The following is a 22,704-nucleotide window of genomic DNA, read 5'->3' as shown; positions in this document are numbered from 1 at the left end:
TTTTCATCTAAAAATAGTTTTTGATTATTATTTTTAATTTTTGGTCTTTTATTGAGCCTTTTCTCAATAATTTCATTGGGATTTATTTTTTCATTTTTAAAATCAAAAAGTTTAAGTTGTATGAAGTTTATATTAGTATTGAGGACAAATTTGTTTTGTTTAGTCATAAAATATTATTTGTCCTCACTTATTTAAGTAATTTACTATTTTTAAATCCTTTATTTCAAAATTAAAGAAAAAAATAACCTATTTTTATTTAACGAAGAAAAAAATAAAAAAATAAAAAAAGCCTATAAAATTTTACAGTCTCATTAATTATATGTTTTGATTTAGAAAAATGATTATTGTAATTAGTTATATGTTTTGATTTAGAAAAATGATTATTGTAATTAGTTATATGTTTTGATTTAGATTAGATAAAAATAGCATATTATTTTCTAAAATTAAAAAATGATTAAAAATAGTTTAAAGAAAAGTGAGAATAATATGCAAAGGTTTAATTTTTAAAAAAAACATATGTAAAGGGGGTGATATGTAATTGAGTACATATTATTCTCGGATTATTATTTATCTTTTCATGTTTATAAAGTTTTTGCATAAAACTTGCTTTTTTTATTTTTTATATTTTAATAAAATTTTATTAAACTTTATTAAGATAAGTTAATCTTTTTAACTGTTGAATATAAAAATAGCTGAAGTATAATTAAAATTATCAAGTTTAATCTAATTAACATAAAATTGAAAAAAAGAAAATAAAAATAGATAAAATTAACAGATAAAAAATTGATAAAAAAAATAAAATAGATAAAATCAATAGATAAAAATTAGTTTTCTTAATTTAAATTATTAATTTTCTATTAAATTATCTATTTAATTTTTGGTAGTTAGCAGCTTGAAGACCGTGGTATTTTATCATACCTTCAATTTCATTTTGGTCAGTTTCCTTATCTTCAAAGGTAATTTGTTCAATACTGTGTAAGCTGAAAGGTGATTTTCTGCTTAATGGCTGAATAGAACCTTTGAATAATTTCATTACAACTTCTCCGCTAACTCTTCTTTGCATATGGTCAATAGCTTGATCGATATCTTCTCTTAAAGGTTCTTGCCATAATGCTTCGTAAACTAAATCCGCATATAATGTGCTCATGTATTCTGCAAATCTTAATTCATCTACAGTTAAAACTAATTGTTCTAATGCTTTATGAGCTGCAATTAATAATTTAGCACCTGGAACTTCATAGGTTTCTCTGCTTTTAAGACCAATCATTCTGTTTTCAATAATGTCCACTCTACCAACACCATTTTCACCAGCAATTTCATTAGCTTTATTGATTAAGTCTACAAGCCCCATAATTTCTCCATTAATAGCTACTGGAACCCCTTCTTCAAATTCAATACTTACTTTAGTAGGAGTATCTTTTGCATCTTCTGCAGATTTAGTCCATTCATAAATTTCTTCAGGTGGCTCATTTGCAGGATCTTCAAGTACATCTCCTTCAATAGCTCGCCCCCAAAGATTTTCATCTATGCTGTAAATCTTATCATAGGATAAATTAAGACCATGTTCTTTTGCATAAGCTTGTTCTTCAGTTCTTGTTAGGTTCATTTCTCTAATTGGTGCAATAATTTTAAAATCAGACATTGATCTAATAATAGCCTCGAATCTGAATTGGTCGTTTCCTTTACCAGTACATCCATGTGCAATTGCAGTTGCCCCTTCTTTTTCTGCAATTTCAATAATTTTCATTGCAATTAAAGGTCTTGCAAGTGCAGTACTTAATGGATAACCTTCATACTCTGCATTTGCTTTAATTCCTCTTGCAATATATTCATTTGCAAATTCATCTTTAGCATCAATAATATAATGTTTGCCAGTATTAATTTTATCTGCAGAGTTTTGAGATTTTTCTAATTCTTCTCTCGGCTGGCCAACATCAACACATGCAGTAACTACTTCATAATTATATTTTTCTTCTAATAATTTAACACATACAGTAGTGTCTAATCCCCCACTAAATGCAAGAACAACTTTTTCCATATTATCACTTTATTTTTTTAATAAATTTAAATAAGTCTAGTTAAATCTTTGTTAATATATTTAAATAAGTTTAGTTAAATCTTTGTTAATATTATAATATTTATTTTAAATTTTTTTAAAACCAAAGTTAAAGATTAAATTAAAATAATGTTTTAATTAAAATCAAGGTTTTAATAAATCATTAGTAAATTAATATTATATTCTAAACTTTGTTTTTTATTATATATATTTTTAAGTTTAAATAAAATAAACTATAAATTAATTACTGTAGACTTTTTTCTAAACTTTTATTAGCATATTGGTTTATCCTTTTAAGGCGATTTGATGAATGATTTAAATAAAAATAACTTAAAATTAGAAATTATTTCCCATGAAACTGGGGGATTTATATCTACTAATAAAAATATTTTTAATAATATTGACTTATCAGATAATTCTAAATTTATTTTAAATCAAGCTATAAAAGGAACTCCTATGATTAAAATTGGAAACTATTATCCTAAAGTAATGATTGTTGCTGGTGTTCATGGAAATGAATTAGCTCCTCAAATATCTGCTCTAAAATTAATTGATAACATTTTTAATTTAGATTTAAAAGGAACAGTTTATATCATCCCTTTTACATCACCTAAAAGTACTATGAACAATTCAAGATATTTTGATGGTCTTGATTTAAATAGATCAACTCATAAACCTAATTCAATAACAAATATTATTTTAAATAAAGCTAAAGACTTAAATGTTTCAGCTATTGGTGATTTTCATTCATCTGCACCTAACTCAAATCCAGGTAAGGAAGGGGTGTTCTGTACTCAAAAGCCATCTAGCTCTAGTTTTTATATTGCTGATTATATTTCTAAAAGGGTAGGTTCAGAAAAGATTATTTATCCAATAGCAGGTATTCCATTTAAAGGAGCCCTTGAAGATGAAGCTAATTTGGAGCAGATCCCATCTGTAACCTGTGAAGTTTTATCAGCTATTAGCTATGCAAATGAAAGAATATGTCAAAGGTCTTATCTTCAAATGAATGCCTTTTTAGAATATTTCGGTATATTTGATGACTGTTTTGAATAAATGTTCCTTTTTTTAAATACTAAACTTTTAGTTTTTTAGTTTTTTTAAATAAACATTCTCTTTTTTTTAAAGTAGTAAAATAATTCTAATTATTAGTTCTCAAATGCTCTCAATTAGTTTATATTAGCCTAAAAGTAAATATTTCTCTAAACATAGTTTTTGAATAATTTTTAAAACTTTTTGAATGATGTTTTTATCGTAGTCTATGTTATTTTTTAGAACTTTTTGATTGATGTTTTTATCGTAGTCTATGTTATTTAGTATAGGATGTGTTAGTATTTCCTCTTATAAAGGCCATACAATATTTGCGTTTATTCTTTCCCTGTTCCTGTTTTATGATCCTTTAGCTATTGCATTAGCAGTAATATCAACAAATATTCCAGATTTTGATCATGAGTTTAAAAGATATCAGGTTCTCAAAATCATTGCCCTTGGAGGCTTAATATCACTATTCCTGTATTTTATGGGATTGCCTTATTATTTAGGTTTGCTAATCAGTTTATTAGGATGCATATTCTTACTTTCTAGTCATAGGGGATTTACTCATTCTATTTTAGGAGTAATCATTATAACTATTTCATTATCTCTGTTCTTATTTTTTGGCATGGGATTATTTCAATATAGCTTAATTTCTAGTGATTCAATAAATTTAATGGTTTTATTAATCTTGATTATCTTTTTAGCACTTTTATTTCTTAATAAAAAATTATCTCCAATATTTTTAGTAGCTATTGCATCAATTATTATTTCCATTAATTTAGGTTTTATTCCCAGTTTAAAAATTAACTTAACATTACTTGTATTTTCAATCTTTTTTGGATTAAGTAGTCATATGATATTGGATTCTTTTACACCCTTGGGAGTAAAAGCTTTTAGGCCATTTTCAGATGTTGAATATCATAAAAAATTCGGTGTTCTATTATTTTTGACTTTAGTTATAATGTTTGTTTTATTGTTTCCTAACAAAATCCTATTTTACTTTAGTTTTCTAGTTAATTTCATATAATTTTTATTATTTTTAATAAACTTTTTATTACACTTCTTTTTTACCAATAAATTTTCATAAAAAATATAAAAAGATTTATAATAAATAATCATGATAAATAATAGTGTTTATAATATATTAAAAATAATTAATTTTTTATATAATTATATATAGTTTATAAGGTACTCTTTTTTCAATATTTTTTGGAGAGTATTTTCTCTATAAGAGTATCATTGGTAATTATGATGATTTATCATGATTTGTTATGATTAGTTAAAATTTTTTAAAAAATTTCTTAAAGTTTTTTTATATTTTTTTAAAAAATTCTAACTAATTTTTATTAAATTTTTAACTTATTATAAATATGTATAATTAAAACATTATGGGGTTATTTTAATGTTTTTAAGTAGAATTTATTATGCGATTGCTTATTTAGTGGTTCTTATTTTAGAAATAATCAAATCTACAATAGATATGTCTTTAAGAATCTTTAAAGCTAATGGTTTTGAGCCTATTGTGATTGATATTGGCACTGAGTTAAAAAGACCAATATCTCAAACAATTTTAGCTAACAGTATTACTTTAACTCCAGGAACTTTATCTGTAGACTTAGATTCTGAAAATCAAGTTATTAAAGTTGCAGTTATTGCTCCAAGAGATGTAAGGGATATTATTCCATTTGAACCTTACATTAGGGGAATGTTAGAATAATTTTCTTATTAAGAAATTAAATAAGTGGTTTCTAATTTAATTAATTATATTAATTTTTGTACAATGTTGGTTTGTATTTAATTTATTAATCATAGAATGTGATGATAATGGATATTTTATTGATTTCTGAATGTTTTTTAATAATTGCATTGATTGTGTTCTTATTTGCAACTTTGAGGATTATTACATATAAATCTATATCTATGGGACTTATAGGTACTTCTTCATTTACTTTAGCACTTACTTTGCTTCTTATAGCAGTCGGTACAATTTATAATATCGGATTTTTCAAGGATATTGCTTTAGCTTTACTTTTATTAGGTATTGTTGGAACAGTAGCTTATGCAGCAGTTATGAGGAGGGCTTAAATGATATTTGGGATTGAAAGTGGTTTAATCAGTTTAATCCAATCAATTTTACTTATCATTTCTGCACTTTTAATAATCTTTGCAGTGGTAGGTGTTTTAAAGATTGATGGAAAATTAGATAACGTCGTTTATGCTAGAATTCATATTTTGGGGATTGTTGATGTTGCATGTATAATTGCATTTATTGCATTAGGTCAACCGTTATTTGCCCTTATTTATTTATTCTTAGCTCCATTATTAGCTCATGCATTAGCTAATGCTTATTTCCATGGAGAAGATACTCTTAATAATCCAGTACTTAATCCAAATATTGAAGATGATGGAATTGAAGAGGTTCCAGATTTAGATGACGGTATTTCAGAGGATTTAGATTCAGTTGATGAAGATTTTAAAGATGATTTGGATTTAAGTGATGATATAGCTATTGATGAAGATTTTAAAGATGATTTGGATTTAAGTGATGATATAGCTATTGATGAAGATTTTAAAGATGATTTGGATTTAAGTGATGATATAGCTATTGATGAAGATTTTAAAGATGATTTGGATTTAAGTGATGATATAGGTATTTATGAAAATTTAGATGAAAAAAGTGGGGATGATGGCAATGATTGAATATATGGTAATTATTGTTGCAGTTGTAAGCGCTATTATCGCACTTTTACAAAATGACTTACTTAAAGCAGCTATCTTAACTGGTATTTCTGGATTTTGCGTAGCATTTTTATTCCAGTTATTACTTGCTCCTGATGTAGCTTTAACTCAAGCTATTGTGGAAGGAGCTATTGTTCCAGTATTCATAGCATTAGCTGTTTTAAAAACTAGAAGGAAGGAGGCATAATTATGATGGATATTCAATTAGCTTCTTTATTTGCTTCTGGTGCTTTTATAATTATTGGACTTTTTGCGGCAATATTTATTGATAATTTAATTAAGAAGATTATTGGTATTGCTTTTATTGAGGAAGGAGTTAATTTATTCCTAATATGCTTAGGTTATAAAGCAGGTGGTGTCGTACCAATCTTCTTACCTGGTATGACTGCTGACTGGTTTGCAGCAAATTCTTCATATCCTTTACCTCAGGCATTAGTTCTTACAAGTATTGTAATTTGTGCAAGTACTTTAGCAGTTATGTTGGCTTTAGCTATGGTTTTATATAGAAAACATGGAACCTTAAGCACTAAAGAAATAATGGGGGATGAAAAATGAACTATCTAATTCCATTAATGGTCGTTATTCCAATATTGGCTGCTTTAATTGTTAATATATTTGGTGGTAAAGATAAAACTGTTAAAGCTATATCAATTGTTGTAGCTATTATTATTCCTCTTATCGCAATTATTGCATCTGTTGGTGTTCAATACTTCGGAGGTCACAATCCAGCACTTATAGCAAGTTCACTTCCTTCAAATCTGCTTGGTACCCTTGTAGCAAGCTACAATACAGGTATTGTTTATGTATTTGAAAATATTGAAAGAATATTCATATTTTTAATGGGAATTGTAGCATTCTTAGCAATATTAACATACTTTAGTGAGAAAAAAGAAGTATCCGGACCTTATTTATACCTTATCTTTATGGGTCTAGCATCTGTTACTGCATTGATCTTATCTAACGATATTTTTAATATGTATGTATTCTTTGAAATTACAGCTTTAACCCAAGTTGGTATTATTATAGCATCAAGTACAGAAGAAAATTATGAAATAGCTTTAAAATACTTAATTTTAGGTTCTATTGGAGGGCCAATGCTTTTATTAGGTATAGGTTTTGTACTTGGAACAATTGGTTCAGTAAATATTAGTGATATAGTTTATGTAATAAGCCATAATTACCTAAACCCCTATTCTCCAAGCTTAACAATTGGCTTTGCTTTAATATTGTTTGGATGGTTATATTCAGCAGGATTACCTCCATTCCATACTATAAAATCGGCGGTTTACTCAAAAGCAAGACCAAATGGAGCTGCTATATTACAAGGATTTTCAGTATTATCTATGCTTGCATTTGGAATTGCGTTGTATAAAATGTTCGCATATATTCCTTACTTTAATACAACTATAATTGTATTTGCTATTCTTGCAATGGTTCTTGCTGTTGCAATGTCTGCAATGGAGGTAGACTTTAGAAGAATGATAGCATTTTTAGCTGTAGGGGAACTTGGTTTTATTGCTTTAGGTTTTGGTATAGGTACACAATATTCTATTGCAGCAGCTTTATTCCAAGCAGCAAATGAAATTCTAATAACTGCATTATTATTTATAGGGTTTGGCACTGTTTATTACCTTACAAAAACATCTGACACTAGAAAATTAGGTGGCTTAATTGCTATAGACTCTAAAATGGCGATAATGGTTTTACTTGGTGGATTTGCATTGGCAGGTGTTCCTCCATTTAATGGTTTCCAAAGTAAATTGATGCTTGTTCAAGCGGCTTTAGATGCAGGTTTTACAGAGCTTGCAATCTTAGCAATTATTGTAAGTGTTGTAATATTCTTTACATTTGTTAAAGCATTCCATACTGTATATTTACAACCAAAACCAAAAGATTTAAAATTTGCTCATGAAAAAATTTCAAAAGTTACTGTATTTTCTGTAGCTATTTTACTTGTAATCTGTTTAATTCTAGGTATTTTCCCAAATATAGTAACTGATATATTTATTCCATTTGCAGGAGGATTGATTTAATGGCTTTATACCATAAATTCTTAGATTCTATTAAAGGTTTAAAATCAAATTTATCTAAAGATCCTACAACTATGGATAATGTTTCAGGAGCTTTAGCTGCTGAATTTTTAGTATTTGTATCTTTAATACTTGCAGCTTTATTCCTTAGACATCTTAGTGTAATTGCTTCTATGATTGTAGTTATTTTAGTAGCAATTTTATTATTTACAAATATGCCTATTGCAGGTAAAATAAAATCTGAACAATCAGATTCTCTAGAAAAAATGATATTTTATGTTATTATCACTCTTGGAATTTTAATTGCTGTGATTTATTGGGGGTTAAAATATGTCTGATAAAATTACCAGTATTAGATCTTTAATAATGGTTTTAGCAACTATTATTTTTGCATCAAGTTTATTTGATGCTTTATATGGATTTAAAAATTTAATACAACCAGGAATAAGCTTAGTCTATAATGCCATTGGAACTCAACTTGCTCCAAATATGGTTACTTTAGTAGTATTTGATTGGAGAGGATTCGATACATTAGGTGAATCTTTAGTGTTAGTTACTGCTGTACTTGTTGTATTACTTATATTTGGCAGGGGAAAAATCTTAGATAAGGCTATTAATGAGGATGATCTAGCTCTTGATAGTGTTACTAATGATTCTAATATGGATGATGGAGATGATGAATAATGGTAGATGATAAAGATTTAAAAACTACAAAAAAATCTCCAAAATGGAATTCTAATGATAGTAGTCCTATATTAAAGATTATGACTCTTCCAATAGCTATTATTATCCTTGCTTTAGGTATTATGACTATTTTAGGAGGGCATATAACTCCTGGTGGAGGTTTCCAAGGTGGAGCTATGATTGCCGGAGCAATTATATTTTGTGTAATAATTTATGGTGTAGATGGAACTCCATTAAAATTATCTCATAGATTCATTTCTACTTTAGAATCTGTTGGTGCTTTAACTTATGTTTTACTTGGTTTAGCTGGTTTAGCTTTAACTGGTTCTTTTTTATATAATGTAGGTGGAAATCTTTATGGTGTAGTTCCTCAAGCTATTGCATCAATATTCTCATATCCAGATATAACTCATGCAGGTATTGTTCCTTATTTAAATATAGCAGTTGGGCTAAAGGTTCTTGTAGGTTTAAGTGCAGTTGTAATTGCATTTTCACAATTTAAAAATTAGCGGAGGAGGAGTAATGATATCTCTAGCTAATATTGTAATTGGTCCAATTATTGTTGGATTTATATTTAGTTTTATTGTAGGTTCTAGAATCCATTTAGATTTAGATAATAGTTTTAAATTTACAATAAGTGGAATTATTGCTCTTGTTATCGGAGCTATTATAATGTCATATGGTTTAGGTCAATATCCTACCTACAATGACTTACCAATAGCTACTACTTTCTTAGCAGCGATAATTGGTATTTTAATTGGTAGTGCATTATTAGGAGGACGAGCGAAAGGAGATCATTGAATAATCTTGGGATTTATATTTTTTAATTATTATTTAATATATAGTTAATATATAACTATATTTTAATAGATAGTTTTTAATAGAATAATTATAATAAAATTATTATTAATTATTATTAATTATTATTAATTATTATTATTAATTTAATAATTGGAATAATGGATTTTTTGATGATTAGATTATATTAAGGAGAAGAATCATGTATTTAACAACTAAAAAGTGTGATGGACAAGGAGATTGCATAAAAAATTGTCCTAGTGAAGCAATACGCTTTGTAGATAATAAATCTTTTAGCTGTATGTGTTGTGGTGCTTGCTTCGAAGCTTGTCCGAATCATGCTATATTTAAAAATAAATATGGAGGGTATGTTGTAGATAGGGCAAAATGTAATGGTTGTGGAGTTTGTGAATTTACTTGTCCTATAGAAAGCATTCATCTTGATAATGGAATTGTTAAAGGAATCTGTTCACGTTGTGGACTTTGTGAAGATGTTTGTACTAGAAATGCAAGAGTGGATACAGATAATTTAGTTCTAGACAAGCAAAAAGTTTTACTTAATTCTTTAAAAATGGTTGCTACTACAGTAGGATATGGTGCAGGAGTTAAAAAAATTGAAAATATGAAGCTTCCTATAAAATCTGATAAAACAGCAGATAGGGTTTGTATTAGTACTGACTATGAAAAATGTGTAAAATGTGGAAGATGTGCATATTACTGTCCTACTCGAGCAATAGAAGTTATAATTCAAGATGAAGGTTTTTGTGTTGGATGTAAAGTATGTGAAGACATTTGCCCAACTGGTGCTTTAAAAGATGGTCTCTACGATAGAAACCATTGTACTTTATGCTTAGCTTGTGTTGAAAACTGTATAAATGATGCATTAACTGTTAAAGACTTTAGAATTCTACGTAATAAGAAAGATGATTCATTATACTCAAATAGTGAAGGAACTATTGTAAGCTGTTTAAATTGTGGATTATGCGTTGAGACTTTTAATAGTTCTGCATTGATTAGAAAAGAAAATGCTTTAAGATATGATCCTTCATTAGATGAAGACAGTGAAGAAAATAGAGAAAAGCGTCTTGAAGCAATATATAACTGTCCAGTTTCGACTTTATCAGAAAATGAAGACAATAAATTGTTTGGATACTGTGTATCTTGTGGAAAATGTGTAGAAGTTTGTAATGAACAGAATGCAAGAACCTCTGAAACAATTTCTTGGGATGGGGAAATTCGTGACGATTGTATTTCATGTGGAATCTGTGCTGAGCTTTGTCCTGAAGATGCAATTAGTCTTAAAAGAGGTACAATCAATGTTGATTTAGATAGATGTATTATGTGTGAAACTTGTGGAATACACTGTCCAACTGATGCAATACCTAAAACAACTAGTGTTAAATATGAAATCTCCGGTGGATTTAATTACATTGATGAGAATTTATGTGTAAAATGTGGATTATGTCAAAGTATTTGTCCAGAGGATGCAATTTATACAGTTGATATTTCAAGTGATGAAGTAAATCTTGGAACAAAGAATAAAAATCTAAGGTTTATTGTCGATGATGATAAATGTAATTATTGTGGAGCTTGTATGAATATTTGTCCATCTAAATCATTTATTTTTGAAAGAGAGTTTAATAGGGTGAATTAGGAGTTTGGTATAATGAAAGATGTATTAAAAATCATGCTTAATGGAGCTTATACAAATTTTAAAAGAATTCTCTTTGCTCATGATAGGGTAACTGATATGGAACTCCGTAATGCTATTCTTACAGGAACAGTTGAACCTGATAAAAAGGTGGATGAAGAAGCTTGTATTGGCTGTGGTGGTTGTGCTAATGTATGTCCTACTGGTGCAGTTACAATGAAACCTTTACAAAATCCTATAAAGCTTAAAGAAGGATGGGTAAAAACTGAAGTTCCAGAATTAGATCCTTTAAAATGTGTAGTCTGTTATTGGTGTCATGATTTCTGTCCAATTTATTCATTTTTTGAGGAAGCAGGAACCATTCACCCAGGTAATGTTGGTGAAATTCATATTGACACTAATGAATTATTAAGTGAGCCTATTAAAATATCTCAAGAAAAAATATCATTTATTTCTCAATACTTATCTGATAAATCTTTATTATCTGATAATATTGTAGCAGATAATGATTATATTGAAAATGTTGGTCTAGGTCTTGAGAAGGTATCTAAAATTAAAGATATACAGGATAATATTAATGAAAAGTATGAGAAAGATACTAATAGAAGTTCTGATATCAATGAGAGCTCTGAAGGAAGTTCGGATATTGATGTGAACTCTGAAGGAAGTTCTGATAAGGGAGGTGAATAAATGAGTCTTAAAACACATTCAAGATCAAAAGCCATTCACATTATGTTAGTTTATACTGGTGGATGTAATGGTTGTGATATTGAAATCGTAAATGCAGTTTTATCTCCTAAATTTGATATGGAACAATATGGTGTCTTTTTAACATGGAATCCTCGTGAAGCAGATATTTTAGTTGTTACAGGTCCAGTTACCTATGATAATAGAAAGCCATTAGAGGATATTTATAATGCCATTCCAAATCCAAAACTTGTTGTTGCAGCAGGTTCTTGCGCATTAATGGGTGGCGTTTATAAGAATTGTCATGGAGATATTCCTTCTGAAGAGATTGAAGGGCCTGTTGAAAAGGTTATTCCTGTTGATGCAAAGGTTCCAGGTTGTGCTGTAAGGCCTCAAGATGTTTTGGCAGGAGTTGTTGCAGCTTTACCACATTTGTTAAATGCTGATTAATCACATAATTCAAATGTTTTTGTATTTTATTGTTAATTTTATTATTTAAAAATTATTTATCATTATTAAAGGGATGATGAGATGGAAGAAAAGAAAGCTAAAAAGCAGGAAATCATAGAAACTGAAATTCAAATGGGTACAGTTCACCCTGCTGCTTTAGAACCTTATAGGGTTAGATTTTTCGTAGAAGATGAGATTATTAAAGATGCGGAAATCACAATTGGTGTTAACCACAGAGGTATTGAGCGTATTATGGAAGGTCTTCCAGTAGAAAAAGCTAATATGCTTACAGAAAAGGTTTGTGGTATCTGTTCAAATTCACATACATGGAATTCTGTAAGAACTGCTGAGAAAGGTCTTGGTGTTGAAGTTCCAGATAGAGCTGTTTACATTCGTGTAATTGTTGGTGAACTTGAAAGATTACACAGTCATTTATTATATTTAGGACATGGTTGTGAAACTTTAGCCCATGAAACATTCTCTATGAGGGTATTCTATATTAGAGAAACTGTTATGGAACTTTTAGGAATGATTGGTGGAAACCGTGTTCAATATGGTTGTTCTATTATTGGTGGTGTAAGACCGAGATGTGAATTAGATGATAATAGAATTCAGAGACTATTAGATGGTATGGATCTAGTTGAAAAGAATGTTGCAGATTTTGCAGATAGATTTATTCATGATTCAATAGTTTCATCAAGAATTACTGGTACTGGCTATATTCCACAAGAACAAGCTATTAAATTAGCATGTAGTGGTCCTACTTTACGTGCTACTGGTGTAAAAAGAGATTTAAGAACTGATATGTATGAATATAACAACTTTGATTATGATATAATTACTCAAGATACTTGTGATGTAAAAGCTCAACTTCTTATGAGGGTTTACGAAATATTTGAAGCAATTAAAATCATTCGTCAAGCTATTAAAGGTTTACCTGAAGGTAAAATCACTGATAGGTCTTGGGAAATGATTGATACAGATTTAATTGAAAGTTATATTGAAGTTCCTAGAGGAACCTTGTATCATTCTTATGCTATTGAAGATGGAAAAGTTCGCCATTCTATTATTAGAACTCCTTCAATGAGTAATATTGGAGCTATGCAATATGCATGTATTGATAATCATATTACTGATGGTCAATTATGTATTGTACAATGTGATCCATGCTTTACTTGTTCTGATAGAGCAATAGAAGTTTATGATAGAAATAATAAGAAGTTAGATAAATCAATTTTAAAATCTAACATTCATTAGAAATTTAATATTCATTAGAATTTAATTTATAATATATTTTAGAGAGTTAATTTGCATAAAATTTAATTTATAATTTTGAAATAAATTAACTTATTCATTTATTTATATTTACATATTAATTAAAAATTATTATGAGGAAAGAAAAATGGCTTATGAAATATCACTTATTTCAATTTTAGAGGTAATATTAACACTTATAATAGCTTTATTCATAGGTGTTTTAATTCCTGGAATTGAAAGAAAATATGTTCATGCAAGGATTCAACAAAGGATTGGACCTCCTGTTACTAGTTCTGGATTATGGGCATCAATAAAATTTTTATATAAAGAAAATATTCAACCTAATTCTCCAGCACCAGGATTATATAAAGCAATGCCTATTCTTTGTTTTATTGTAGTTTTAGCAATATTTTTAGCATTAATGCCAGAAAACTATCATTTTATTGCTTTTACTAGTTTAATAGCTATCGTTGGATTTTTAAAAGTTGAAGAAATTGCTTATGTTATTATGGGTTCTTTATCTAAATCTGTAATGTCTATTAATTTAAGATTTCCAGACCATGCAAAAGGTGCTGGAAGAACTGGATTACTTGTATCATCTATTGAGGATATTAGTTCAAGCAGATCTCTTAGGATGATTATTTTTGGTTCATTTCCATTATATCTGGCTTTGTTTATACCTGCTGCTTTATCTAAAAGTATTTATTTATCTGAAATTGTAGCATATCAACAAGCTCATGGACCATTTTTATTTACTTTAGCAGGTATTATTGGAACTGTAGTTTTCTTTATTGGATATATGATTTTATTAAATGAGTATCCATTTTCAATTATTAAAGCTAAATCTGATGTAATTGAAGGGCCATATATGGAGTTTGCTTCTAAATACCGTAGCTTTGTTTATGTAACTAGAGGATTTTTAATATTTACTTTAGGTTTAATGTATTCTGTATTATTCTTAGGTATTCCACCTGAGTTATTCTCATTGAAATTTATTGTATGTATAGTTGTATCTTTATTACTTCCAGTTATTATGGCAATTGTTAGTGCATTCTCTCCAATATTTACTAATAGGCAGTTATATCCAACTGTTTTACTTAGTTCTGCTCTTGGAGTTTTAGCTATGGTTATTGCGTTGTTTTAGAGGGTAAATAAATTTTAGAAGTTTAAATAAACTAATTGAATTTTTATTAAAATTTAATTGTGGTGATTTTATGAAATTTGTAATTAGACCTTATCATATTATGAGTCTTGGAGGTTATATTGTAGAATATGATTTCCCTTATAGGGATTTAATTATTGTTAATGAAACTGCAGAAGACATTAAATTTGAGATTCCAGTTTTTGATGAATCTTGGATTGAAGAACATGAAAAATTAGGTCTTAAAGTTATTCCTGTCAGAGAACATGACAATTATTTAAATTTATATAAAAAAGCACATGCTGCGTTAGATACTTTAAAAGCAAAATTAGATTAATTGAAGAGTAATTATTGATTTTTAGCATTTCCTCATAAATTAATTTTTAATTATTTTATTTTCAACTAATCAATTTATTCCTTTTTAAATTAATTGAAAATTTTTGTATTTTATTGAATAATTTAGATTTTATTGGATAATTTTTGTATTTTATGAGTAATTTAGATTTTATTGGATAATTTTTTTCGTTTATTGAATATTTTAAATATTTTAAATATTTTAGGTAATATTATGAGTAGTATTTCTTTAACACTTACAACTAAAGAAAAGAAAGGAGTTCTAGATGAAATAACAGATATTCTTTCAAGTCATAGAGCAAACATATCTTATGTTCATCTTTATGTAAAGAATGATGTTGGAACTTTAAATTTAGAACTTGAAAATGTAGAGCAACTTGATGAGCTTATAGAGGATTTGGAATCTAAGGATTTTATTTTGGATATTGAAGTTCATGGTTCTTTAAATGACATTTTTGGTAAAAGAATTCTTATTTTTGGTGGTGGAGCTCAAGTTTCACAAGTTGCTGTGGGAGCTATTACAGAAGCAGATAGGCATAATATACGTGGAGAGCGCATAAGTGTAGATACTATTCCGTTAATTGGTGAAGAAGATATTGCAGAAGCTGTTGAAGCTGTAAATCGCTTACCTCGTGTTGGTGCACTTGTTCTAGCAGGATCTTTAATGGGTGGAAAGATTACTGAGGCTGTTAGATGCCTTAAAGGAGAACATGAAGATTTAATTGTAATTACTTTAAATATGCCTGGAAGTGTTACTAAAGAAGCTGATTTAATAGTTACAGATCCAGTTCAAGCTGGTGTAATGGCAGTTATGGCAGTTGCAAGTACTGCAGTTTTTGATGTAGAAAGATTAGCAAACAATAATAAATTTTAATTTCCCTAATCTTTTTTTCTTAATTTTTCATCATTTTTTTTTAAAATGGTAATATTTTATTATTTCTTAGCTTTATTTACATAAACTTTATTAGTGGAATTAACTAATATTATTTTATGCTTCTATTTTTTGATAGTTTATCAGAAGTTTCTTATTTTAATATATTTTATCTATTCGGAGTTGTTTTAAATTAAAACTAGAAAAGAAAAGTTTATTCATGGTTTGAAGTTAGGTATTCCAATTACTTTTGGATACATTCCAATGGGTATTGGTTATGCAGCTTTAGCTATTAAAGCAGGCCTAAATTCTTTTCAAACTATTTTAATGTCATTTTTTGTTTATGCAGGTGCAGGACAAATCATGGCGGTTTCTATGTTAGCTCAAGGAGCTACAATGCTGGCTATTGTTTTAACTTCTTTTGTAGTTAATTTAAGATACTTTGTAATGAATGCCTGTGTTTATAATAAGGTTGAAGAAAGTTCACTTCCTTTAAACATATTATCTGCTCATCTTGCAGTAGATGAATCTTTTGCAATGTTTTCTCTTATGGAGGAATCTTCCATTTGGACTTATATGGGTCTTGCAGGAATAGCATTTTCCTCATGGGTTTTTGGAGCTCTTATAGGAGTTTTAGTATTAAATATCCTTCCAGTAATTGTTACAAATAGTTTTAATATTTCATTATATGCTCTTTTTGTAGCTCTTTTAGTTCCTGCTATTAAAAATAGCAAAGAATTAGCAATATTGGTAGTTATAACAGCTATTTTAAATGTAATTTTACAATTCTTTATTGGAAATTGGTCTTTGATTGTAGCTACTCTTTTAGGTACAGTTATTGGCATGTATATTGTTGATGATGAAACTATTTTGGGGGATTCCTTTAGTGAAAATGATGGGGGAAACCTTTTAGATAAAAGATCTTGTGATAATGATAAGGAGGTGCAATTGTAATGGACATTAATTTATTAATCATTTTTTGTGCTATTGTTACTTTTATTCCAAGGCTAATTCCAGCAATCTTTGTAGAAAAGTTAAATTTTTCATCAAAATTTGAGAAATTTTTAAATCTAATACCATATACTGCACTGGCGGCATTAATTTGTCCAGGTGTATTAACTGTAGATAATAAATTGTGGTATATAGGTTTAATTGGAGCAATAATTGCAGGAGGATTAGCTTGGAAAAAGGTACCTCTTGGAGCTATTGTCATTTTAACTGTAGTTGTTTTGATTGCAGTTTACTCGATTGTACCTTTTTTTCCAATATGATATAATGGTTTATAATTGTGTTGTACTTTTTTCCAATATAAATATAAATGGTTTATAATTATGCTGTACCTTTTTTCCAATATAAATGGGTTATAATTTGGATAAATTCCAATTTTTCTAATTTTTTTCACATAATTCTTTATATTCACAGTTTTCACACTTTTTTAAACTAGTTTTAACGTTAGGTATTTCTCCTTCTTCAATAATTTTATTTATATGGGTTAAAACTTTAAAAAAACCCTTTCTAGCATCAGTATCTATTATTACAGGTCTACGTTCAGCTATTTTTAAATAATCTACATATCCTATTGTTACATATGTATTAAATTCCTGTTCTATTAGAAGTGCATTAGCTATGGTTTCCATTAAATCACCATCCCAAACCCCTTTTATTGGAGGATTTGATGGCTTTAAAGATATTGGGAAATAATTACCTTTTTCTACTTCTATTTTATCAATAAGCCCTATTAAATCTAAACCTATATCTCTTATTAAATAGTTGTACATACAACTTGGGAAAAATAATCCATGGATTTCATCACCATCTTTATCAAGTATTTTCATAGCTTCTGCTATTTTTAGTGAAAGGATTTTTAGATTTAAATTTATTTCATTTATTAACTCTTTTTTTAATTCTTCTATTTTTCTATGCTCATCTACTAAGCTTTCTAAGGCTGTGTTTTTTTCTCTTACTTCATTTCTTTCATTTACTTCATTTATTTCATTTCTTTCTCTTATTTCTCTTATTTCATTTCTTTCATTTACTTCATTTATTTCATTTCTTTCTCTTATTTCTCTTATTTCATTTATTTGATTTGTTTTAGGGATATTGCTTGTTTTATCACTATCTATAAATTCTATTTTATCATTATTTTTTAATTTATTGATTTTATTGAGGTTTTTTTCATTATTTTTATAATTTTTATTGGGTTTTTCTTCTTTATTCCTTTTTTCATGATTATTATTTTTATTCTTTTCATTTATCTCTTCAATAATGTCAAATGTTGCTTTTATTTGATTATGGATTCCTATTGATAATCTTTTTTCAATTTCATCTATCTCCATATCTTTTTTAACATATCTTAAATTTTTATTAAAGAGATCTTGTATGTCAATTCTAAGATCTTTTAATGTTTTTGAGGTAAGATAATCTTCATTTGATTCTTCATCAATATTTGTTTGGAAATATAACTTCAAAGGACAGAACATATAACTTTTAATTGTTGATACACTTATCATTTTATTAACTCCATATTATTTTTTTTTTTTAATTTTGAATAATTTTTAAAAAATTAAATTAATTTTTTTTATAAATTTTTTCAAAATCAATTGTATAATTCTCTGTAAATTATTCTTTATTTTTCATATAATAAATAATATATGGTTATTTTTCATTATAATTTATTAAAATTAGTTTATTTTTTAATATAATTTAAATTATTCAATTTAATTAGAATTTAACATCTTTACATCAATTTTCATTTCAGTTTGCAAAATTGATTTCATTTTGTAATTGATTCTATTGTTTTTTTAAATCGGTTGGAAATTTTTATTTTTTTCCCAATAGTTTAATTTTTAATAAAATTTTTCATAGATTTTACTAATAAAAACAATTAATTAAATGGATATTTGATGATTAATTTCCATTATTTTTAATTGAATTTTTAAAATTATATGGGGGTTGGTAAAAATAGGAAAATTATCTTATAAAGATATATATAAAAAAAATTTAAAAATAGTAAATTATTAAAAAAATGTTAAAAGTTTGAATAAAGATTTATAAAAAATCATTTTAAAAAAGAAGTTATGAAATTAAATATATAATTGTCCAGTTTAAACTGGACTTTCTCTTAATTTTATGTATTCGTTTAAAGATTCTCTTGTAGTACCTACCAAAATTCTGTATTTATCGAATTTGCCATTTTTAAGTACTTTTTCTATTTTTCCTCTTGCAACTACTTCCTCACCATCTACTACCTCACCAGCATAAGTGTGGGTAAGAGATGCAAGCTCTTTAATTTCAATATCTGGACCTTCAAGGATTTCAACATCTTCTATTGTATATACTGCAGGATTATCAAAAGCTCCTAATGCACTTTTAATTGTACAATTAACTTTAGCAAATCCTTCTGGTTCATATACAGTATCTCCCCAAGTTCCTTCAATTTCATCATAATTTTTCGTTGCTAAAATATCAAATAGAGTATCTCTAATAAGCCCTCTATTGCTTTTACGTTCTTCATACCAAGCAAATTCTTCTTTGGTAAGACTATCATCCTTTATTCTTTTATCATATACAAAATCCCAAAAATCATCATTAATTCTATTTAGGGTAATTTCTTTATCTAATTCTTCAATGAAAACTTCTTGGTCTTTCTTTTCTTTATATGCTTTTATTGCATTTCTATGATTTTTAAGTCCATAAACAACAAAATCCAAATCAGATGTTCCTTCTTTTTGAAGACCTGGTAGAATAGAGCCAGATATTCCAAGATCATTATAATCGATTCCAGCTACATAATGGAAAAAATCTGAAAGATCAATTAATTTACTCATCAATTCTTCTTTATAATCTAAATCTTCCCCGCTATCTATTTTTTCATTTATTATTGGAATATAAGTTTCTCTAAGACCTTTTAATCTATCTTCCGGTTTAATAATTCTTTCAACCTTATCTATAGGTACACCCATCATTTCAACATTTGTTACATCGCAGAAATATAAATAATCTGGATGATTTTTTCTTAAATAGTCATAAGCTTCTTCAGAACCTACTTTAGAATATTTAATTCCATTTTTTTCCCTATCTCCATTTTCATCAGGAATATACCTTAAAAATGAAATGATTCTATCTTCTGGGTGAATATAATTAGTTGAGGCAAATAGTAATCTATCTGTACTTATAATAAAATCTCTTGTTCTAACTGTTTTTTCTATTTTCTCCATTTTAATCCCTTAAAATTTTTCAATGAAATCTTTCAATGACTTAATAAATATTATCTCTAATATTATACTATTTATTATATTATTTTTATTCAAATAAAACTTTTATCTTTTATTTTTAAAAATTATTTTTTTTCTATTTTTAGGTTATTCAAAATTAAATCGATAATAATATTAACTATCAAAACCTATCTTATATTGTAGTTAGTTCTATGTCATTTTTTTTAAATTTTTAATTTAAATTTCTTGAAGAATTTTCTTAATTGAAAATCTATATGATAGAATTAATGATATACAGAGCTTCCCACAAATCCATAATTTCAAAAATAAATTATAAATCATTTAATGGTATAATAACTTAATTATAGGCTTAATTTATATATTATTAGATTTGATGCAAATAATCATTTAAATTCTTTAGAATATCTTCTAAATACTTTTTAAAAGATTTAAATTGTCCTCTTATAAATGATATTTCCCAAAGTTCTATAACTTGATTATTACAATAAGATTTGTAGTTTAGACCTGAAAGAATTATTAAATCCGGAGGTGTCGATATGAAAGACAAAAACACTAAAAACTTGAGAAAATCATTGAATCGTGGTTCTGTTGAACATAAAACAAAAGTAGCTAAGAATGAAGGAGAAATAATGACTCTAGCTAAGAAAGAAGTCATAAGTATTCCTCAAACTAGGTCTATTAAAGAAGCTGCTGAAATGATGATAGAACACGAATTCAGAAGATTACCAGTAACTCATCCTGGCTCAAATAAACTTTTAGGTATTGTAACCGCTATGGATATTCTTGACTTCCTTGGTGGAGGAAGTAAATTTGACATAATAGAAAAGAAACATAATGACAATTTTCTAGCAGCTATTAATGAGCCTGTTAAAGAAATTATGACAAGAGATGTTATTTCTATTAGCCCTAAATATTCTATTAGAGAAAGTGTCGATTTGATGACTGAAAAGGGTATTGGATCTTTACCTATTATAGATAAAGAAGGTAAATTGGTGGGAATAGTCACTGAAAGAGATTTCGCATTAGCACTTGCAGGCTCTTTAACTGATGAAACTGTAGGTGATATCATGATAAAAGATATTATTACAACCACTCTTGGAACACCTATTGAAAGCTGTTCTAAAATGATGGTTAGAAATAACTTAAGAAGAATTCCTGTAGTTGAAGAAGATAAACTAATAGGAATTGTTACTTCAACTGATATCTTAAGATTTTTCGGTGATAAAGAAATGTTTGCTTCTATGACCTCTAATAGTGGTTTAGATGTTTTAAAAAGAAAAATTTCTGAAATTGTTAAACCAAATATTTCAGTAACTGAATCTAATGTTAGATTAGGAGATTTATGTAATTTATTAGCTGAAAAGAACATTGGTGGTGTTCCTGTAGTTGATGATGATGAACTTGTAGGAATTATCACTGAAAGAGATATTTTAAATACAGTTCTTAAAAATTAAGTTTTTAAATAATTTAATTTTATTAAGCATAAAGATTAATCTTTTAATTAATCTTTTTTTTAAAAAAAGGGTGAAAAGAATTTTTTAATTAAAGATAATTTTCATTCAGGTAGCTATTGTTGAACTTTAAGAGATAGCTATTGGTAGGTAAATTTTATATCTTTGATAGATACACTATAAGATTTAATTTTTAATTTAATTCTAATAGTTTATGTGCTATAAGATTTAATTTTTAATTTAATTCTAATAGTTTATGTACTATAAGATTTAATTCTAATAGTTATCATTGTATTTTATCGTTGGTGTTAAAATGAAAATCAAAAATATAATGTCAGAAAGTGTGGTATCTATTGATAAGAATCTAAACATATGTGATTGTCTAAGAATGATGTATAAAGATAACTTATCAAGAATACCTGTTACTAGTACCAATGAAAATAAAAAAGTTTTAGTTGGAATTATCTCAGAGAAAGATATAGCTAATAAATTAGGCTCTGCTAAATATGGTAATTTAGCACCTTCACGTTTCTATGTGTCTACTGTAATGGTTAAAGACTTAATTACTGTAGATGTAGATAATGATTTAATTGATGTAGCAAGTATTTTAATTGAGAAAAATATTGGCGCTCTTCCAGTTTTATCCGCTAGTGAAATGGTAGGAATCGTAACTAAATCTGATTTCATATATTTATGCAAAGCAAAGGCATATGATAAGATTTCAGTTAAAGATATTATGACTTCAGATATTATTTCAATATCTGCTGATGATCGTTTAATTCATGCAAGAAAGGTTATAATGGACTCAGAAGTAGGCCGTTTATTATTAACTGAAGATAATGAACTTGCAGGAATTATAACTTCAAAAGACATTGCAAAAGCATTTGTTTCATTTAGGAAACACACTCCTGATAAGTATATGGCTTCTCAAATTAAAGAGTTAATTGCAGGAGATTATATGTCTACAAATGTAGAAACAATTTCTCAGGATGCAAGTATTCCAGAACTTGCGGATGCAATGTTAGAAACTGGTTATAATGGTTACCCTGTAGTTGATGGTGAAGATCAAGTTATAGGTATTGTAACTCAATCAGATTTACTAAAATTGATTTATGAATTAGAAACACAATAATTAATTTTAGTTTTAAGCATAAGATTTTCTTATGCTTTATTTTTCTTTTTTCTATTTTTATTTAGTTTTTTTAAAGTTTTATTATTTTTATCAGTTCTTTTATCAGTTCTATTCATTTTTTAATTTTTTTAAT

General features: G+C 27.2%; 26 protein-coding genes and 1 pseudogene. 23 read left to right on the top strand and 4 right to left on the bottom strand.

The genetic code is table 11. The annotated features are described in order from the left end of the window. Positions 1-167, bottom strand: a pseudogene (locus tag BM020_RS10005) (ISNCY-like element ISM1 family transposase); the annotation flags it as partial. A gap of 695 nt (positions 168-862) precedes the next feature. Then, positions 863-2,038 carry an argininosuccinate synthase gene (locus BM020_RS00655; RefSeq protein ID WP_067147916.1) on the bottom strand — a complete coding sequence of 392 codons (1,176 nt, stop codon included), beginning with the start codon at positions 2,036-2,038 and terminating at the stop codon, positions 863-865. Between the two features lie 324 nt (positions 2,039-2,362). On the opposite strand from BM020_RS00655, the gene BM020_RS00650 reads away from it, so the two are divergent. From BM020_RS00650 to BM020_RS00550, 21 genes are all read left to right on the top strand, one after another. Further along, positions 2,363-3,112, top strand: a complete 750-nt coding sequence (locus tag BM020_RS00650) for a M14 family metallopeptidase (RefSeq protein ID WP_067147913.1) — start codon at positions 2,363-2,365, stop codon at positions 3,110-3,112. Positions 3,113-3,362: 250 nt separating this feature from the next. Beyond that, entirely contained in the window at positions 3,363-4,118 is a 756-nt protein-coding gene (locus BM020_RS00645) for a metal-dependent hydrolase (protein ID WP_234970490.1), read from the top strand. A 375-nt stretch (positions 4,119-4,493) separates the two neighbouring features. Continuing rightward, on the top strand, positions 4,494-4,808 hold the full coding sequence (locus tag BM020_RS00640; RefSeq protein WP_067147911.1) for a Na+/H+ antiporter subunit E: 315 nt from the start codon (positions 4,494-4,496) through the stop codon (positions 4,806-4,808). 119 nt (positions 4,809-4,927) lie between these two features. Further along, positions 4,928-5,176 carry a monovalent cation/H+ antiporter complex subunit F gene (locus BM020_RS00635; protein WP_394326391.1) on the top strand — a complete coding sequence of 83 codons (249 nt, stop codon included), beginning with the start codon at positions 4,928-4,930 and terminating at the stop codon, positions 5,174-5,176. Then, complete coding sequence (locus BM020_RS09695; RefSeq protein ID WP_074797866.1) at positions 5,177-5,791, top strand: hypothetical protein; 615 nt, start codon at positions 5,177-5,179, stop codon at positions 5,789-5,791. Beyond that, entirely contained in the window at positions 5,784-6,017 is a 234-nt protein-coding gene (locus BM020_RS00625) for a DUF4040 domain-containing protein (protein ID WP_067147901.1), read from the top strand. Before BM020_RS09695 ends, BM020_RS00625 begins: the two co-directional genes overlap by 8 nt. 2 nt (positions 6,018-6,019) lie before the next feature. Continuing rightward, positions 6,020-6,385 (top strand): cation:proton antiporter subunit C, encoded by a 366-nt coding sequence (locus tag BM020_RS00620; RefSeq protein ID WP_083405350.1) that lies wholly within the window; start codon positions 6,020-6,022, stop codon positions 6,383-6,385. Beyond that, positions 6,382-7,863: an energy conserving hydrogenase EhbF gene (ehbF, locus tag BM020_RS00615; RefSeq protein ID WP_074797862.1), complete on the top strand. Its 1,482-nt coding sequence runs from the start codon at positions 6,382-6,384 to the stop codon at positions 7,861-7,863. The genes BM020_RS00620 and ehbF overlap by 4 nt, the downstream gene beginning before the upstream one ends. After that, positions 7,863-8,198 carry an energy-converting hydrogenase B subunit G EhbG gene (locus tag BM020_RS00610; RefSeq protein WP_067147895.1) on the top strand — a complete coding sequence of 112 codons (336 nt, stop codon included), beginning with the start codon at positions 7,863-7,865 and terminating at the stop codon, positions 8,196-8,198. Before ehbF ends, BM020_RS00610 begins: the two co-directional genes overlap by 1 nt. Continuing rightward, positions 8,191-8,544 (top strand): Na(+)/H(+) antiporter subunit B, encoded by a 354-nt coding sequence (locus tag BM020_RS00605; RefSeq protein WP_067147892.1) that lies wholly within the window; start codon positions 8,191-8,193, stop codon positions 8,542-8,544. The genes BM020_RS00610 and BM020_RS00605 overlap by 8 nt, the downstream gene beginning before the upstream one ends. A gap of 80 nt (positions 8,545-8,624) precedes the next feature. Continuing rightward, positions 8,625-9,053, top strand: coding sequence for an MnhB domain-containing protein (locus tag BM020_RS00600; protein ID WP_394328901.1), 429 nt, complete (start codon positions 8,625-8,627; stop codon positions 9,051-9,053). A 13-nt stretch (positions 9,054-9,066) separates the two neighbouring features. Then, a complete protein-coding gene (locus BM020_RS00595) occupies positions 9,067-9,345 on the top strand; it encodes a hypothetical protein (protein WP_067147889.1) in 279 nt (92 codons plus the stop codon). Positions 9,346-9,544: 199 nt separating this feature from the next. Then, entirely contained in the window at positions 9,545-10,996 is a 1,452-nt protein-coding gene (locus BM020_RS00590) for a 4Fe-4S binding protein (RefSeq protein WP_067147886.1), read from the top strand. Between the two features lie 12 nt (positions 10,997-11,008). Beyond that, on the top strand, positions 11,009-11,683 hold the full coding sequence (locus BM020_RS00585) for a 4Fe-4S binding protein (RefSeq protein ID WP_067147883.1): 675 nt from the start codon (positions 11,009-11,011) through the stop codon (positions 11,681-11,683). Beyond that, positions 11,684-12,130, top strand: coding sequence for an NADH-quinone oxidoreductase subunit B family protein (locus BM020_RS00580; RefSeq protein WP_067147880.1), 447 nt, complete (start codon positions 11,684-11,686; stop codon positions 12,128-12,130). Between the two features lie 81 nt (positions 12,131-12,211). Next, a complete protein-coding gene (locus tag BM020_RS00575; protein WP_067147877.1) occupies positions 12,212-13,387 on the top strand; it encodes a hydrogenase large subunit in 1,176 nt (391 codons plus the stop codon). 145 nt (positions 13,388-13,532) lie between these two features. Further along, positions 13,533-14,531 (top strand): respiratory chain complex I subunit 1 family protein, encoded by a 999-nt coding sequence (locus BM020_RS00570; RefSeq protein ID WP_067147875.1) that lies wholly within the window; start codon positions 13,533-13,535, stop codon positions 14,529-14,531. A 70-nt stretch (positions 14,532-14,601) separates the two neighbouring features. Beyond that, positions 14,602-14,865 carry an energy-converting hydrogenase B subunit P gene (locus BM020_RS00565; protein ID WP_067147872.1) on the top strand — a complete coding sequence of 88 codons (264 nt, stop codon included), beginning with the start codon at positions 14,602-14,604 and terminating at the stop codon, positions 14,863-14,865. Positions 14,866-15,096: 231 nt separating this feature from the next. After that, a complete protein-coding gene (locus tag BM020_RS00560; RefSeq protein ID WP_074797855.1) occupies positions 15,097-15,756 on the top strand; it encodes a DUF5612 domain-containing protein in 660 nt (219 codons plus the stop codon). Positions 15,757-15,978: 222 nt separating this feature from the next. Further along, positions 15,979-16,707 (top strand): AzlC family ABC transporter permease, encoded by a 729-nt coding sequence (locus BM020_RS00555; RefSeq protein WP_143743927.1) that lies wholly within the window; start codon positions 15,979-15,981, stop codon positions 16,705-16,707. Beyond that, on the top strand, positions 16,707-17,024 hold the full coding sequence (locus BM020_RS00550) for an AzlD domain-containing protein (protein ID WP_067147862.1): 318 nt from the start codon (positions 16,707-16,709) through the stop codon (positions 17,022-17,024). The genes BM020_RS00555 and BM020_RS00550 overlap by 1 nt, the downstream gene beginning before the upstream one ends. Before the next feature lie 117 nt (positions 17,025-17,141). Here the strand turns inward: BM020_RS00550 and BM020_RS00545 are convergent, their stop codons facing one another. Next, complete coding sequence (locus tag BM020_RS00545) at positions 17,142-18,263, bottom strand: Dna2/Cas4 domain-containing protein (RefSeq protein ID WP_067147859.1); 1,122 nt, start codon at positions 18,261-18,263, stop codon at positions 17,142-17,144. A gap of 594 nt (positions 18,264-18,857) precedes the next feature. Beyond that, positions 18,858-19,970 (bottom strand): DNA polymerase subunit beta, encoded by a 1,113-nt coding sequence (locus BM020_RS00540; RefSeq protein WP_067147857.1) that lies wholly within the window; start codon positions 19,968-19,970, stop codon positions 18,858-18,860. A gap of 554 nt (positions 19,971-20,524) precedes the next feature. On the opposite strand from BM020_RS00540, the gene BM020_RS00535 reads away from it, so the two are divergent. After that, a complete protein-coding gene (locus tag BM020_RS00535) occupies positions 20,525-21,442 on the top strand; it encodes a CBS domain-containing protein (RefSeq protein ID WP_067147855.1) in 918 nt (305 codons plus the stop codon). 310 nt (positions 21,443-21,752) lie between these two features. Beyond that, positions 21,753-22,571 carry a CBS domain-containing protein gene (locus BM020_RS00530; RefSeq protein ID WP_067147852.1) on the top strand — a complete coding sequence of 273 codons (819 nt, stop codon included), beginning with the start codon at positions 21,753-21,755 and terminating at the stop codon, positions 22,569-22,571. Positions 22,572-22,704: the final 133 nt, after the last annotated feature.

This window comes from Methanobrevibacter olleyae (genome assembly GCF_900114585.1).
Lineage (GTDB): Archaea > Methanobacteriota > Methanobacteria > Methanobacteriales > Methanobacteriaceae > Methanobrevibacter > Methanobrevibacter olleyae.
This window is presented reverse-complemented; position numbering and strand designations above follow the sequence as displayed.